The organism is Vibrio sinaloensis (assembly GCF_023195835.1).
Taxonomy (GTDB): domain Bacteria; phylum Pseudomonadota; class Gammaproteobacteria; order Enterobacterales; family Vibrionaceae; genus Vibrio; species Vibrio sinaloensis_C.
This window is the reverse complement of sequence record NZ_CP096199.1, coordinates 1,532,794-1,549,315: the sequence shown is the minus strand read 5'-3', so window position 1 is coordinate 1,549,315 and position 16,522 is coordinate 1,532,794. Positions and strand designations below refer to the sequence as shown.

9 protein-coding genes are annotated in these 16,522 nt (G+C 46.1%); all 9 read left to right on the top strand.

From position 1 onward, the window contains the following. The first annotated feature begins 190 nt into the window (after positions 1-190). The 9 genes from pepN (at position 191) to MTO69_RS07015 (ending at position 16,356) form a co-directional block, all read left to right on the top strand. A complete protein-coding gene (gene pepN, locus MTO69_RS07055; RefSeq protein ID WP_248327799.1) occupies positions 191-2,797 on the top strand; it encodes an aminopeptidase N in 2,607 nt (868 codons plus the stop codon). Positions 2,798-2,888: 91 nt separating this feature from the next. After that, on the top strand, positions 2,889-3,107 hold the full coding sequence (locus tag MTO69_RS07050) for a DUF2835 domain-containing protein (protein WP_248327797.1): 219 nt from the start codon (positions 2,889-2,891) through the stop codon (positions 3,105-3,107). A gap of 188 nt (positions 3,108-3,295) precedes the next feature. Further along, positions 3,296-8,137, top strand: a complete 4,842-nt coding sequence (locus MTO69_RS07045) for an NAD-glutamate dehydrogenase (RefSeq protein WP_248327795.1) — start codon at positions 3,296-3,298, stop codon at positions 8,135-8,137. A gap of 87 nt (positions 8,138-8,224) precedes the next feature. Further along, complete coding sequence (gene pyrD, locus MTO69_RS07040; RefSeq protein WP_248327793.1) at positions 8,225-9,235, top strand: quinone-dependent dihydroorotate dehydrogenase; 1,011 nt, start codon at positions 8,225-8,227, stop codon at positions 9,233-9,235. A gap of 196 nt (positions 9,236-9,431) precedes the next feature. Continuing rightward, positions 9,432-9,977 (top strand): cell division protein ZapC, encoded by a 546-nt coding sequence (locus MTO69_RS07035; protein WP_248327791.1) that lies wholly within the window; start codon positions 9,432-9,434, stop codon positions 9,975-9,977. A gap of 494 nt (positions 9,978-10,471) precedes the next feature. Beyond that, positions 10,472-12,595 (top strand): bifunctional 23S rRNA (guanine(2069)-N(7))-methyltransferase RlmK/23S rRNA (guanine(2445)-N(2))-methyltransferase RlmL, encoded by a 2,124-nt coding sequence (gene rlmKL, locus MTO69_RS07030; RefSeq protein ID WP_248334434.1) that lies wholly within the window; start codon positions 10,472-10,474, stop codon positions 12,593-12,595. 7 nt (positions 12,596-12,602) lie between these two features. Next, the gene (locus MTO69_RS07025; protein ID WP_248327789.1) at positions 12,603-12,842 is read left to right on the top strand and encodes a glutaredoxin family protein; all 240 of its coding nucleotides are present in this window, start codon (positions 12,603-12,605) and stop codon (positions 12,840-12,842) included. Further along, the gene (locus tag MTO69_RS07020; protein ID WP_248327787.1) at positions 12,823-14,739 is read left to right on the top strand and encodes an ABC transporter ATP-binding protein; all 1,917 of its coding nucleotides are present in this window, start codon (positions 12,823-12,825) and stop codon (positions 14,737-14,739) included. Before MTO69_RS07025 ends, MTO69_RS07020 begins: the two co-directional genes overlap by 20 nt. 18 nt (positions 14,740-14,757) lie before the next feature. After that, entirely contained in the window at positions 14,758-16,356 is a 1,599-nt protein-coding gene (locus MTO69_RS07015) for a DUF3466 family protein (RefSeq protein ID WP_248327785.1), read from the top strand. The last annotated feature ends 166 nt before the right edge of the window (positions 16,357-16,522 follow it).

Sequence of the window (16,522 nt, the reverse complement as noted above, 5' to 3'; positions counted from 1 at the left end):
CAAAAAACGAGGTATTTCTTAGCGGAGCCTCGTTTTTTTACGTACAGAGAGGTAAGCTAACACGCAAATGATGGATGTAAACATCAAACAGCGCGGCGGTCGTCGTGCGATGCCAATCGGGATAAATAGGCGTTCAGATATTTATTCGGATTGGTCTCTTTAATCTCTTATTCGTCAGAAGGATTTAGACATGGCTCAGACTCCACAAGCCAAATATCGCAAAGACTATCAGTCTCCCTCTCATGCGATTACCGATATCGACTTGACCTTCGATCTTTACGACAACGCAACGACGGTCCGTGCGATTTCACAGGTCAAACAGTTAAAAGATTCCAATACACTTAAACTCGACGGCGAAGCGTTAACGTTAAATGCAGTGACTGTTAATGGTGAAGCATGGAGTGACTATCAGCAAGTAGAAGGCGGATTGGAGATTCATCGTCTACCCGCTGAATTTGAACTGACTATCGAGACTTTGATCGATCCAGAAGCGAATACGGCGCTGGAAGGTTTGTATAAGTCGGGCGGAGCATTCTGTACTCAGTGTGAAGCAGAAGGATTTCGTCGCATCACTTATTACTTAGACAGACCAGATGTTCTCGCTAAATACACCACCAAAGTGATTGCAGATAAAGCGCAATATCCCTATCTACTCAGTAACGGTAACCGAATTGCAGAGGGTGAACTCGAGGGCGGCCGTCATTGGGTACAGTGGCAAGATCCACATCCAAAACCTGCTTACCTATTTGCATTAGTCGCCGGTGACTTTGATGTACTGCGCGATAAGTTTGTCACTCGCTCTGGCCGCGATGTAGAGCTAGAAATTTTTGTCGATAAAGGCAACTTGGATCGAGCACCACACGCGATGACCTCTTTGATCAATTCAATGAAGTGGGATGAAGAGCGTTTTGGCCTAGAGTATGACCTCGACATCTATATGATTGTTGCTGTTGATTTCTTTAACATGGGGGCGATGGAGAACAAGGGTCTCAACATCTTTAACTCAAAATACGTACTGGCCAATGAAAAGACCGCTACGGACACTGACTACTTAGGCATTGAAGCGGTGATCGGCCATGAGTATTTCCATAACTGGACTGGCAACCGCGTCACTTGTCGTGACTGGTTTCAGTTGAGCTTAAAAGAAGGTTTGACCGTGTTCCGTGATCAAGAGTTTTCGTCTGATCTTGGCTCTCGCGCGGTAAATCGCATCAATAACGTCAGAATCATTCGTGGTCCGCAGTTTGCCGAAGACGCCAGCCCAATGTCACATCCAATTCGCCCTGATAAAGTCATTGAGATGAATAACTTCTACACTTTGACCGTCTATGAAAAAGGCAGTGAAGTGATTCGAATGATGCACACTCTATTGGGCGAAGAGGGCTTCCAAAAAGGGATGAAGTTGTACTTTGAGCGTCACGACGGTACAGCGGCGACTTGCGAAGATTTTGTCGCTGCGATGGAAGATGCCAGCGGCGTAGATCTCAAGCAGTTCCGCCTTTGGTACAGCCAGTCGGGTACGCCAACTGTGCGTGTGACCAGTGAGTATAACTCAGCAGAGCAAACCTATTCTCTCACCGTTGAGCAGTCTACTGAGCCGACTCAGGATCAGGCAGAGAAACAGCCATTACATATTCCCTTTGATGTAGAACTGTATGCTGCGAACGGTGATATTATCGAGTTACGCCGTAACGGTGAAAAGGTGGGTAATGTACTGGATGTGACTCAAGCTAAGCAGACCTTTGTGTTTGACCATGTTGCCGAGCAGCCAATCCCGTCATTGCTACGTGAATTTTCAGCGCCTGTGAAACTTGAGTATGACTACAGTGATCAAGAGCTGACCTTCCTCATGATTCACGCCCGCAACGAGTTTGCTCGTTGGGATGCGGGACAAATGTTACTGGCCAAGTACATTCGCTTCAATGTAGAGAAAGTGCAAGCTGGTGAAGAGGTGACATTGACTGAAGCGGTCATCGATGCCTTCCGTGGAGTATTACTCTCAGACCAACTTGAGCCAGCGTTTATCGCAGAAATGCTCTCGCTACCAAGCTTCAATGAGGTGTCTGGTTGGTACAAGCAAGTCGATGTAGATGCGGTGGCTAACGTATTGAAAGCACTTAAAGTGATTCTAGCGACTGAGCTTCAAGATGAACTTAGTGCCATCTACCACAGCTCTAAACAGCAAGAGTACTCAATTGAACATGCAGCCATTGGCCAACGTTCATTGCGAAACACGGCGCTCGGCTACCTTGCGTATACCGAACAAGGCAATGAGTTGGTGAGTGCGCAATACGCCGATGCCAACAACATGACCGATACCATAGCGGCGATGAGCGCAGCGAACAGTGCGCAGCTAGAATGCCGTGAAGCGCTGATGCAAGACTACAGTGACAAGTGGAAGCATGACGGTTTGGTGATGGACAAATGGTTTGCACTGCAAGGGACTAACCCTGCTGCTGATGCACTCGAGGTCATTAAACAAACAATGAATCACGAAGCGTTCAGCCTCAAGAACCCTAACCGTACTCGCAGCCTAATCGGTTCTTTCCTCAACATGAACCCGGTACGTTTCCACGCGAAAACGGGTGAAGGCTATCAGTTTGCAGGGGAGATCTTGCGCGAGCTAAATAGCAGCAACCCGCAAGTGGCTTCGCGTTTGATTGATCCACTGCTCAAGTTGCGTAAGTACGACGCTAGTCGTCAAGCTTTGATTAAGCAGGAGCTTGAATCATTAAAAGCGATGGACGACCTGGCCAAAGACTTGTTTGAGAAAGTCACCAAGGCGCTTGAATCTTAGTCCGTGCTCAAAACAGTAGCACTTTATAGTGCTACTGTTTATTTATACAGTTTTTGTTGTTGGCGCAAAATATCGACTCATGTCATCCATTATGAATCAGTACTACTTTACGCTTAATATCTCTTATCAAACTTTTCTGTCTCACTATAATGGCGCAGCTAGCAACATTTTAGTCATAACAGACAATGGCTTACGCCTCCAATTGCCTGCATCTCGTTTCAGGCCTTTTGTTAGTCAAATAGGGCTAAAAGGGCGCTTCAGATTAACAACTGACCATAAAAATAAGTTTCTAAAGTTAGAACTTCTGTGAGCAACTGATTTTATAGAAGTTTAAATAGAACCTTAGTCACATTCTCAAACATTTCACCTCTTACCACTCCTAAAAGAATTAACTATTTATCAATAAAGCTTTTACAATAAAGCGGCATTACCCGTGTTAAGCACTATGCTTACAACATCCCTCAAAAATACATACAATTCTAATTGTGGAGTGTGATTATGACCGCGCGTGAAACATTGATGCCGGTTCTTCTTGAAAAAGTGTACAAGCTTATTCAAGACAAACTCGAGCTTGCTCATCAACCCCTAGTCACTCAACTTGCTCAACATCTCTTTAGCAACATTTCTCAAGACGATCTTATCGAACGTAATGAATCTGACCTTTATGGCGCTGTGGTCTCCCTTTGGCACCATATTAACGAGAAAAATGCTGATGATATTTCTGTAAGAGTTTTTAACCCTACGGTAAGTCGCCAAGGCTGGCAGTCTACCCATACCATCGTTGAAATTGTGGTCCCCGACTGTCCGTTTTTAGTCGATTCAATCAAAATGGCACTGAGTCGTTTAGATCTTTCATCACACCTTATGCTCCACGGACCTACTCAAATTGATCGAACTGATCAGGGTGTTATCACATCTATCAACAATGGTGAAGGTGCGCTTCAATCCTTGTTCCATATCGAAGTAGATAGATTGAGTAGTAAAGACGCGATGAACTCACTTAAGCAAGAGCTGTTGAGTATCCTCAATGATGCGGGCTTAGTCGTTCAAGATTGGTTACTCATGGTCGAGAAGCTTGAGCAGGTGACTTCTCAAGTCGAAGCGCAAAGAGACAATATCGCTATTGAGGGTGATCGTTATGATGAGTCGATCCAATTCTTGCGTTGGCTTGGAGATCATAACTTCACGTTTATGGGTTACAAAGAATACGACCTAGTGAATATTGATGGCGATACTGAGCTAAGGCCAACACCCGATAAAGGTTTAGGTCTGTTTGCTAGTCGCGAGCGTGTACGCACTGTTAAACTCAGTGATTTTCCTGACTCGGCACGCCTAGAGGCCAAGAAGCCTTTCTTGTTGATTGTGACTAAAGGGAATCGTCCTTCTCGTATCCATCGCCCAGCTTATACCGACTACATTGGGATTAAGAAATTCGATGAGAACGGCAAAGTGATCGGTGAACATCGCTTTACTGGTCTTTATACGTCTGCGGTCTATAACCAGAGCGTTGGTAGCATTCCACTTATTCGAGAAAAAGTAGAACGTATTTTAGAGGCGAGCCGCTATCGTGAAGGCTCATATTCTTATAAAGCCCTGCATAATATTTTAGAAAATTATCCGCGCGATGAACTACTACAAGCGAAAGAAGAAGAGCTGCTAGAAGTCGGCATGGGCGTGGTGCAAATGCAAGACCGAGATCTATTGCGTCTGTTTGTTCGCAAAGATCCGTTTGGCCGTTTCTTCAGCTGTATGGTCTACGTCACTAAAGATCGCTACAACACAGAGCTGCGCCGTCAAACTCAGCGTATTTTGAAACAGTATTTTGGCTGCGAACAAGAAGTCGAGTTTACAACTTACTTCTCTGAGAGCCCGTTGGCCCGCACTCATTACATTGTTCGTGTTGATAACAACAATATGGACGTCGACGTTAAAACGATTGAGCAAAACTTAATGGAAGCATCTTCAACTTGGGATGATCGTTTATCAGAAGCGATCGTAGCTAACTTTGGTGAAAGCAAAGGCTTACCACTCTCTAAAGAATATTTGCGTGCCTTCCCAAGATCTTACAAAGAAGATGTGATGCCAGGCTCTGCGGTTGCAGACATTGAACGACTCGAAAAACTGGATGATGACAACAAGCTCGGCATGTTGTTTTACCGTCCGCAAGAGTTAGGCAGTGATTCTAAATCGGTGCGACTCAAACTCTATCACCGTGATGAGCCAATCCACCTGTCTGATGTTATGCCGATGCTCGAGAACTTAGGTCTGCGTGTGATAGGTGAGTCGCCCTATGAAGTGCGTAAAGCTAACGGCCAAGTGTACTGGATCCTTGATTTCTCTATGCTGCATAAGAGCGAGAAGACCGTGGATCTGCGTGAAGCGCGTGATCGTTTCCAACAGGCGTTCGCGGCAATTTGGGCTGGTGAACTTGAGAGCGATGGTTTCAACCGATTAGTGCTTGGCGCTTCTCTCACTGGACGTGAAATCTCGATACTTCGCGCGTACGCACGTTACATGCGTCAAGTTGGCTTCCCATTCAGTCAACAATATATTGAAGAGACGCTCAGCCACTATCCAGATCTAGCAAAAGGGCTGGTGGAGCTGTTTGCTAAGCGCTTTGAACCAAAATACAAAGGCAGCCAGAAAGGACAAACTGAGCTGATTGCTCGTATTACTGAGCAGTTGGATCATGTTGAAAGCTTGGACGATGATCGTATTATCCGCCGCTACATGGAAATGATCACCGCAACCTTACGCACCAACTATTACCAAGTAGACGATGACAAGAACCACAAACCTTGGTTGTCACTGAAGATGAAGCCAAGTGAGATCCCAGAGATCCCACAACCGGTGCCTGCGTTTGAGATCTTTGTCTACGCACCTGATATCGAAGGTGTTCATCTACGTGGTGGCAAAGTTGCAAGGGGTGGTTTGCGTTGGTCAGACCGTCAAGAAGATTTCCGAACTGAAATTCTGGGCCTTGTTAAAGCGCAGCAAGTGAAGAACACGGTAATCGTTCCGGTTGGTGCTAAAGGCGGTTTCGTCTGTAAACGTCAGCACACGTTGAGTGGCCGTGATGAAATCTTTGCTGAAGGCCAACGCTGTTACAAGCGTTTCATTCGCGCGCTACTTGATGTCTCAGATAACATCATCGAAGGTGAAGTCGTTCATCCAAAGAACGTTGTTCGTCATGACGAAGATGATCCGTACTTGGTTGTTGCAGCGGACAAGGGCACCGCGACATTCTCTGACTTAGCTAACTCAGTGTCAGCAGAATACAACTTCTGGCTAGGTGATGCCTTTGCATCCGGTGGCTCGAATGGTTACGACCACAAAGCGATGGGTATCACCGCCAAAGGTGGCTGGGAATCAGTGAAGCGCCACTTCCGCGAAATGGGCATCGATTGTCAAACTACCGATTTCACCGCGATTGGTGTGGGTGACATGGCAGGGGATGTATTTGGTAACGGGATGTTGTTGTCGAAACATATTCGCCTGCAAGCTGCGTTTAACCACATGCACATCTTTATTGATCCAAACCCAGACTCAGCGTCAAGCTGGGAAGAGCGCAACCGACTGTTCAACCTACCTCGTTCAAGCTGGGAGGATTACAACCCTGAGCTCATTTCTCAAGGCGGTGGCATTTTCTCTCGTCGTGCTAAATCAATTAGCTTGACGCCTGAAATTCAGAAAATGTTGCGCACCAAGAAGACCTCGGTTGCACCCAATGAACTGATCAAAATGATCCTGTCGATGAAGGTGGATTTGTTATGGAATGGCGGTATCGGTACGTACGTCAAGGCCTCGACAGAAACCCATACCGATGTTGGCGACCGTGCCAACGATGTATTGCGCATTGATGGTCGAGACTTGAAAGCGAAAGTTGTGGGCGAAGGCGGTAACTTAGGTATGACTCAGTTAGGACGTATTGAATACGCGCTTAACGGTGGTCGTGTCAATACCGACTTTGTTGACAACGTCGGTGGTGTAGATTGTTCCGATAACGAAGTGAACATTAAGATCTTCTTGAACGGATTGGTCGCCAACGGCGATCTTACCGTGAAACAGCGCAACAAGATCTTAGAGTCGATGGAAGATGAAGTGGGCGAGATCGTATTGGATGATGCGTACTGCCAGTCTGAGTCGATTTCCGTGACGGAACAACAAGGCACGTCTCTGGTTAAAGAGCAGATTCGCTTTATCCATACTATGGAAAAGGCCGGTTATCTAGACCGTGCACTCGAATACATTCCTGACGACGAGACTCTCCTTGAGCGTGAAAAGCAAGGCATGGCATTAACCCGCCCAGAACTGTCGGTACTCGTGGCATACGCTAAAATGGTGCTGAAAGAGGAGTTGGTTCATGAAGATATTGCCAATGATGCATTCCACGCACAGCAACTGGTGAATTACTTCCCAACAGAGTTACGCCGTAACTATTCGCAGCAAATGGATAATCATCCACTACGCGCTGAAATTATCGCAACGGCCTTGGCCAACCAAATGGTCAACGAAATGGGATGTAACTTTGTCACCCGTCTGCAAGAAGAGACTGGTGCTAACGTTGTCGATATTGCTAATGCGTATGCGGCATCGCGAGAAATCTTTGGTCTTGGTACTGTGCTTGAAGAGATCCGCAAGCTGGATAACCAAGCGACCACTGAAGCTCAATACGATATGATCTTTTATGTGCGTCGTACATTGCGTCGTTTGTCACGCTGGTTACTGCGCAATCGTAAGGGTAAGCAGTCAGTCCAAGCCTTGATCGAGCTTTATCAAGCGGATGTGGAAATCATTAAAACTCATCTTGATGACATGTTGGTGCCTTCGGAAGTTGAGGAGCACAACGACATGGCTCAAGCATGGATTGAACAGGGCATGAGTGAGCAATTGGCGAACTATGTTGCGCGTCTATCAAGCCTATACTCTGTACTGGATATATCCACAGTGGCCCGTGAAAAAGGCAAAACTGTCGAGCAAACGGCCAAACTGTACTACAACTTGGGCGATCGTTTGTCACTGCACTGGTTCTTGAAACAGATCAATGGTCAGGCAGTCGACAACAACTGGCAAGCTTTGGCTCGAGCAGCATTCCGTGAGGATCTCGATTGGCAACAGCGCCAGTTGACAGGTCAAGTGTTAAGCTGTTCATGCGCACCGGAAGATCTCGATGTCATGAAAGCGTTAGATGAGTGGATTGTTGCCAATGAAGTCTCGCTACATCGTTGGGAAAATATTCTCAATGAGTTCAAGGTAGGTTCGGTCCATGAGTTCGCTAAGTTCTCTGTTGCACTACGCGAGCTGATGTTGCTCAACCTAAACTGTTCAGCCATTGAGTAAACGATTGCTATAATTCGTTGAATTATTCGGTAAAACCATTAATAATACAGCCCCGTTTATACGGGGCTTTTTTCTTTCGGAGGCACAATGCTTTACCGTCTAGCCAGAACTGGCTTTTTCCAACTCGATGCCGAAAAGGCACACGATCTCGCAATCCAAAATTTCAAACGTTTTACGGGAACACCACTCGATCTTTTATATCGTCAACAGTTACCACATCGACCAGTCGAATGTATGGGGCTGACTTTCCGTAATCCAGTGGGTTTGGCTGCAGGATTAGATAAAAACGGTGAGTGCATTGAAGCATTTGACGCGATGGGCTTTGGTTTTGTCGAAGTGGGTACGGTAACACCGCGTCCGCAATCGGGTAATGATAAACCAAGACTATTTCGCCTAGTGGAAGCTGAAGGCATTATTAACCGCATGGGTTTCAATAACTTAGGTGTTGATAACCTAGTCGAAAATGTCAAGAAGGCCAAATACAACTGTGTACTTGGCATTAATATTGGTAAGAACAAAGATACTCCCATTGAAAAGGGCGCAGAAGACTATCTGATCTGTATGGATAAAGTCTATTTGTACGCTGACTACATTGCGGTCAATATTTCTTCACCTAACACGCCTGGATTGAGAAGCCTTCAATACGGGGAAGCCCTTGACGAACTGCTTGGTGAACTAAAACAAAAACAAGCGGAACTTGCTAAGCTACACGATAAATATGTTCCATTGGCATTGAAGATCGCGCCGGATCTTAGTGACGATGAAATTAGCCAAATCTGTCAGTCATTGATCAAAAATAATATTGACGGTGTCATTGCGACCAACACCACATTAGATCGTTCTATTGTTGAAGGCATGAAGCACGCAAATGAGGCGGGTGGGTTAAGCGGTCGACCTGTACAGTCAAGAAGTACAGAAGTGGTTCGACGTTTACATCAAGAGCTTCAAGGTCAAGTGCCGATCATCGGGGTAGGCGGCATCGATTGTTATGTCGCGGCCAAAGAAAAGTTGATGGCAGGTGCTGAACTGGTTCAAGTTTACTCTGGCTTTATCTACAAAGGCCCGGGGTTGGTTAGTGATATTGTCAAAAATATCTAAACTCAAACATAAAGTTTATCAAGGATTTAAGTGACATTGTCACACTATACACCTTGGTTTTAATTTGAGCATTTGAAGAGGAAATGAGAAATCATTTCCTCTTTTTTTTCGTCCAACAGTACATAAAATCGAAATATTGCTTGGCGAGGTAATTAAGCGTTTTACCTAAATTCACCAAAAAATAAGAGATGGAACGATGCTTAAACCCAGTGACAAATGGACTTGGTACTATGATGATTCAGAAGGGCACCTGATGCTCGATCTGGGTGATAACATGGTATTCAAAACCAATCTCGCACGGAAACTGGTCGTTGATTGCGCCATTGGCGTAAACGAGTTTTCAGTAGATGATGCGTCTGCCTATCAAACATACAAAGAGCAGGTCGCTCTACTGGGATTAACCGAGCCAAGACAAGCCGAACTAGCATTATATTGTGTCGCTGCTAAGCGTTTTCACAAACCTGTTCAACCGAAAAGCTGGTTTTTTGACAGCTTGAGTAGCGGCTGTGATACCCCTGAAGAAGGCGATTTGGTTCGCCTATGCAATGACTTCAGCGATGGGTACTTTATGGTGTTAGAAGTGGGAGAGTCTGCCAGCTTGTGCGCGTTTGTCGGATTGGAGGCCTTTCAGCTCAATGGCAGTAAAGCCCTAGCGTTCGGCCAAGCCATAAAAGTAATGCATGACCGTTTCGAGATATGTAACCACCATTTTTCTGTTCAACCCATTGCTCTGGTTGGATAATCCATTTATTTATCGTTCCTTCGTTTCATTTCCTGCCAGCTTATATAGCTGGCTTTTTTTTGCCTATTCTCCACGTGCACTGAGCGATTAAACCTGTGTTTTTGCCCCTCGATTCGTATCTCAATTGTGAGATGTGTTCAAAATTCACTCGTTTAACACGCTCGCAATCAGCCTAAAAACAGGGCGAAGCTCTCTTCATTGTCATCATAATTCCTCATTTCTCTCTATTTTGTAGCAAAATTACACTGTAAATCACCTTCTGGTATAGACCAAATTTGGTGTGAATAAGTATTCACTTCGCTTTTAGGGCCCAATAAATGGTAAAAATTGCGAGCGGACTTACCTAGCTGCGCCCATCAATAAAATCCGTTGAGATTTGGTGGGAAATCGAACAAATGCTGTTTGTTTGACGATGAATTTAGGCTTTGCGCTAACAGTAACTAATCGAGTCAGGTATAATGCGGGGTCATTTTTTAGAGAATCAAAACATCACTATGCATCAATATCTTGCTGTTACTTCGAACGGGCTGGAAAACCTGTTAGTCGACGAGCTCACTAAGCTTGGAATAAACGACGCAAAACCGGTCCAAGCAGGGGTTCGCTTTAAAGCGACGAATGAACAGATTTATCGCGTTTGCTTGTGGAGTCGCTTGGCTTCAAGGTTTGTACGCGTGCTATCGGAATTCACCTGTAACGATGATATGGATCTTTATCTCGCTGCTTCTGCGGTCAACTGGGTGAATCAGTTTGATAGCAGTAAAAAACTGGTGGTTGATTTCAATGGTACCAACCGCGAAATCCGCAACAGCCAGTATGGCGCGATGAAAGTTAAAGATGCGATAGTGGATAGTTTTGAGAAAAAGAACCTGCCAAGACCGTCGATCAGTAAAGATCAAGCGGATCTTCGCGTTCATGTTCGCTTGCATCGTGATAAGGCTATCTTGGGTGTCGACATGGTGGGTGGCGGTCTTCATCAGCGTGGCTATCGCTCAGAATCAGGTCGAGCTCCGTTAAGAGAAACCCTTGCTGCGGCGATTATCCTGCGTAGCGGATGGAGTGCAGAAAAGTCATTGCTTGACCCTATGTGTGGCTCAGGAACGTTATTGATTGAAGCGGCGATGATGGCGGCGAATATGGCACCGGGTGTAAATCGTCCGCAGTGGGGATTTGAGGCGCTTGACGATTTTGAGCCGGAAACTTGGGCTGAAATTAAATCTGAAGCCAGTGTGCAAGCTAGAAGAGGTGTCAAGAAAGTTGACGCTAAGTTCTACGGCTTCGATAATGATGCTCGCGTGCTCAAGACGGCCCGTGATAACGCTCGTCGAGCTGGTGTTGACGGCTTAATTGAGTTTGAACTTGGTGATGCCGCCAAGCTTAAACGCCCAGCCTCATTTGAAAATGGTGTGATAGTGTGTAACCCGCCTTATGGTGAGCGATTGGGTACACATCCAGGTCTGATTGCGCTCTATACTGCGTTTGGTGCCGAGCTCAAGGCCGAGTTTGGGGGTTGCCAAGCGTCGATTTTTTCAAGCTCAGACGAGTTGCTAAGTTGTTTGCGTATGCGTGCAGACAAACAGTTCAAACTGAACAATGGTGCGTTACCGTGTCACCAAAAGAACTACTCGATCAGTGCCCGACAGGCCAACAACTCTGGTGACAGTGTCACTGAGTCATTGGTTGCGCCTGACTTTTCGAATCGACTCAAGAAAAACTTAAGCAAGATTTCAAAATGGGCGCGTAAAGAGCAGTTGGACTGCTACCGTATTTATGATGCGGATTTACCAGAGTACAACGTAGCAATTGACGTTTACCTCGATCATTTAGTGATTCAAGAATACGCAGCACCGAAAAACATCCCAGAAGAGAAGGCGAAGCGACGTTTGACCGATATTATTCGCGCTGCCATTCAGGTTACCGATACAGACGCGAATAAAGTGGTGCTAAAAGTTCGCGAAAAGCAAAAAGGCCGCGCCCAATACCAAAAGTTAGCTCAACAGTCAGAGACGCTCACCATCAACGAATATGGTGTAAAGCTAATTGTGAATCTGCATGATTACCTTGACACCGGTTTGTTCCTCGATCACAAAATCACTCGCCGTAAACTCGGAGAGATGGCTGCAGGAAAAGATTTCCTCAACTTATTTGCTTATACCGGCTCTGCGACAGTTCATGCCGCTTGTGGCGGCGCAAAGTCAACTACGACTGTCGATATGTCTAATACGTATCTCGAGTGGGCAAAAGAAAACATGAAGTTGAATGGCCAAGTGGGCCGACAACATCGTTTCGAGCAAGCGGATTGTCTGCAATGGTTAGAAAAGTCGACCGCCCAGTTTGACTTGATCTTTATCGATCCACCCACATTTTCTAATTCGAAGCGCATGGAGCAGTCTTTCGATGTTCAGCGTGATCATATTCAGTTGATGACTCAGCTTAAACGTCTATTGAGAGCGGGCGGTACCATAGTGTTCTCGAACAATAAGCGTCACTTCAAGATGGATTTAGAGGCACTAGACGATGTTGGTTTGACAGCGAAGAACATTTCTCACCAAACGCTACCCACGGATTTTGCGCGTAACAAGCATATCCACAACTGCTGGGTGATAACACACAAGGAATAACGTTGACGTGATTACGTTATACAGTACAGAAGGGTGCCATCTTTGTGAGATGGCATTTGCCCTGACACAACAACTCCACATTTCAGACCAAGTCGAGATTGTCGATATTGCATTCGACGATGAGTTATTCTCTCGTTACGGTGTCACAATTCCGGTACTTAGATATCAGGGTAACGAGTTAAGTTGGCCGTTTGATTTGGAACAATTACAAATTTGGTTAGAAAATAATGGCATTACTGACAATTAATAGCGGGTTGCTCGCCTATGGTGATCATCCTTTACTCGACAATGCAGATTTCGCTCTTCAAGAAAATGAACGTGTGTGTCTAGTAGGGCGCAATGGCGCAGGCAAATCCACCCTAATGAAAGTACTGGCCGGTGAAGTGGTCATAGATGACGGTAAGCTTACTGTTACCCAAGACGTGGTCGTGTCGCGTCTTGAGCAAGATCCACCGCGCAACCAAGAAGGCACCGTTTTTGATTATGTCTCTGGCGGCCTAGCGGGTATTGGTGAACAGATTAAGATCTATCAAGATCAGCTTGATCTGATTGCGGTTGACCCATCAGAGCAAAATATCAACAAACTGGCGCGTATCCAAGAGCAACTGGAGCATTCTGGTGCCTGGCGTTTTGAAGATCGAATCAAAAACGTACTTGGTGCATTAAAGCTCGAAGGTCACACCAAGTTGACCGATTTGTCCGGTGGTTGGCAGCGTAAAGCGGCGCTAGCGCGCGCGTTGGTTTGCGATCCAGATGTTCTGCTTCTTGATGAGCCGACCAACCACCTTGATGTGACCACTATTGAGTGGCTCGAAACCTTTTTGAAGGATTTTCGTGGGTCTATTATCTTTATTTCTCATGACCGCGCCTTTATTAAATCGATGGCGACTCGGATTGTCGATCTCGACCGCGGTAAACTAGCTTCGTTTCCTGGCGACTACGATAACTATCTCATCGAGAAGGAAGAGATGCTGCGCGTTGAAGAGATGCAGAACGCCGAGTTCGACAAAAAGCTCGCTCAAGAAGAGGTCTGGATTCGTCAAGGTATTAAAGCGCGCCGAACGCGCAACGAAGGGCGTGTCAGAGCACTGAAGAAACTGCGTGAGGAGCGTCAAGATCGCCGCGAAGTGCAGGGTAAAGCCAATATCCAAATCGATGATGCTGCACGCTCAGGTAAGATAGTGTTCGAAGCGCAACATATCAACTACGGCATAGATGGACGCTCAATTGTTAAAGATTTCTCGTTTAACATTATGCGTGGCGACCGTATTGCGCTAATTGGTCCAAATGGCTGTGGTAAGAGTACGTTACTTAAGTTGTTGCTCGGTGAGCTTGAGCCAGAGTCAGGCCGTCTGCACTGTGGAACGAAACTTGAAGTTGCGTATTTCGATCAGTATCGCGAGGTGTTGGATCCTGACAAATCCGTGATTGATAATCTGGCAGACGGCAAACAAGAAGTGATGGTTGGCGGACGTCAACGTCATGCACTCAGTTACCTACAAGATTTTCTGTTTGCACCCAAGCGTGCACGTACACCGGTCAAGGCGCTGTCTGGTGGGGAGAAAAACCGTCTATTGTTGGCGCGTATCTTCTTAAAACCGAACAACTTGTTGGTTCTTGATGAGCCAACCAACGATCTTGATATCGAAACTTTGGAACTTTTAGAAGATTTGCTTGCCAATTATCAGGGCACACTATTGCTCGTGAGTCACGATCGCCAGTTTGTTGATAATACCGTGACAACCAGCTGGATTTTTGAAGGAAACGGTGTGATTGAAGAGTTTGTTGGTGGATATCACGACGCCCAGCAACAAAGGCAGCAAACCCGTAAAGCGCGCCAGGACGAAAAACCAGCGAAAACAGAGAAGCAGGTTGAGCAAACTCCCAAATCTGCTTCGGTAAACAACAAGCCGAAGAAGTTATCTTATAAACTGCAAAGAGAGTTAGAAGGGCTGCCGGCGAAACTTGAGCAGCTAGAAAGCCAGATCGAGCAATTGCAACAACAAGTCAACAGCGCGGAATTTTTCTCCAAACCTGTGGATCAAACACAACCCGTACTAGAGCAACTCGCTGAAACAGAGCAGCAGTTGGAAATTGCTTTTGAGCGCTGGGAAGAGCTTGAAGCGATGCAACAGGAAAGTTAACAGTTAATGAAATCTAATATGTTCAGATTGACCACTTTAGCCGCGACGGTTGCGGCTTCATTCGGCGCGCATGCCGCGCTATACAACGTTTATCTCCAAGCGCCAGAGGGTGCTTCGACTAGCCGCCAGACCTACGGTGTCGCGGTTACGCCAGAAACTAATAAATGTTGGACGAGCGCGTGTTCTGAAAACACATCAAACATGGCGGTCGAAGTTAAGAATTATCGCGAGGGCTTTAAGTATCGTGATGAATCGCCATTCTTCATACCATTTGGCTTTGACTATCTTGATGATGGCGATGATTGGACCGGCTTTCGCAATTACTGCTCGAACTTGCTAGGTTACACACGCGTGTTATGTGATGAATGGGCTACAGCTCAATACACTAACGGCTATGCAATTGAGAAATCGGGCAACTATCAAGGGTCACTGACTTACATCGATACTAATCAGGTTTACGGTGAAAACTCGGTCATCAACAGTTTAACCAAAAGTGGTGTTACCGTTGAAGCTATTGGTAGCCGTCGTACCGGTACAAGCCGCAGTGTGGCATTTAACCAAGCTATATCAGGCGTAGACTTGCCGCTAGCAAGTAACAAGGAGTCGCGCGCTTGGGATAGCGTCGAGTTCGATAACGGAAGTGGCAATGCGACTTATACTGTTGGTAGTGTGTCGACAGCTTATGCTGGTAGCTCGATCTCTAACAACTCAAATGCCGCGATTTGGAAAGACAATGTCCTTGAAGCGACCATTGGCTGGGATGGTGGTGCGGTGAATGGCAATTACCTAGCACAGGGCAGCGCGCGCGATATAACGGTCTTTAACTCTAAACTCTACGCAGTAGGATACAACTCTGCATCAGACGTACGATTTACTGCGAGTGTATTTGAGTCGAGTGACGGTTCAAGCTGGACCAAACGCTCTGTCACAGGCTTTCCGTACGCCTTAACTGAGTATGCCAGCCAAAGTCTACACACTGTCAATGAGAATGGTATTGCCGTCGGCAGCGCCAAATTGAACCAAGCTTTAAACGGTGCTTACGCCAATACTCTGTTCTATGTTGATGATTTGAACAACCCGACATACAAAGCACTTAGTGGCGGAATCTTCTTTAGTGGCGTGAATGGCCAAGTGGGGGCAATCAATAACAGCAATGACTTAGTTGGCACCATTGACTACGAAACCAGTAAGGAGATCAATGGTAGACCGAGAGCCAAAAGGGCGTTTATTGTCAACCTGGGTGCGTCAGCCCATTCTAACAATAATCCAGCGCCACTAGGCGGCCAAGCTCGTTACCTAGATGACTTGACTAGTGGAGATGGTGCGACGCAAAACAATAACCAGTTCCGCATTATTGAGGCGGCTGACATCAATGATGCGGGTGTTATCGCTGCTACGGCTTATTACTGTGCTGGTGGCTATGATAGCGAGGCTGTCAATGCGGCATGTAGCACTGACGCGACATTAGTTGGTGTGAAGTTGGTGCCGATAGCAGGGCAAACCGCAGCGGATATCACACCTCGTCCAGTTGTTCAAAGCACGATTTCTCGCCAGGGCGGTAGTTTAGGACTTATATTATTGACGGTACTGGGTTTTATTGGTTTACGTCGAAAATAGCCTAAATTGTAAACAAGAGCACAGGTTCACAGTTTTGGATCTGTGCTTTTTTATCGCTTGAATTCGGCACTCTTTTGATCGAATCTTAACGTTGAAGTCATTAAAGCTTCACACCTCTTTAGTAGACGATGCGTAGCACGTTAAACTAGTCAAAGAGGATAAGTAG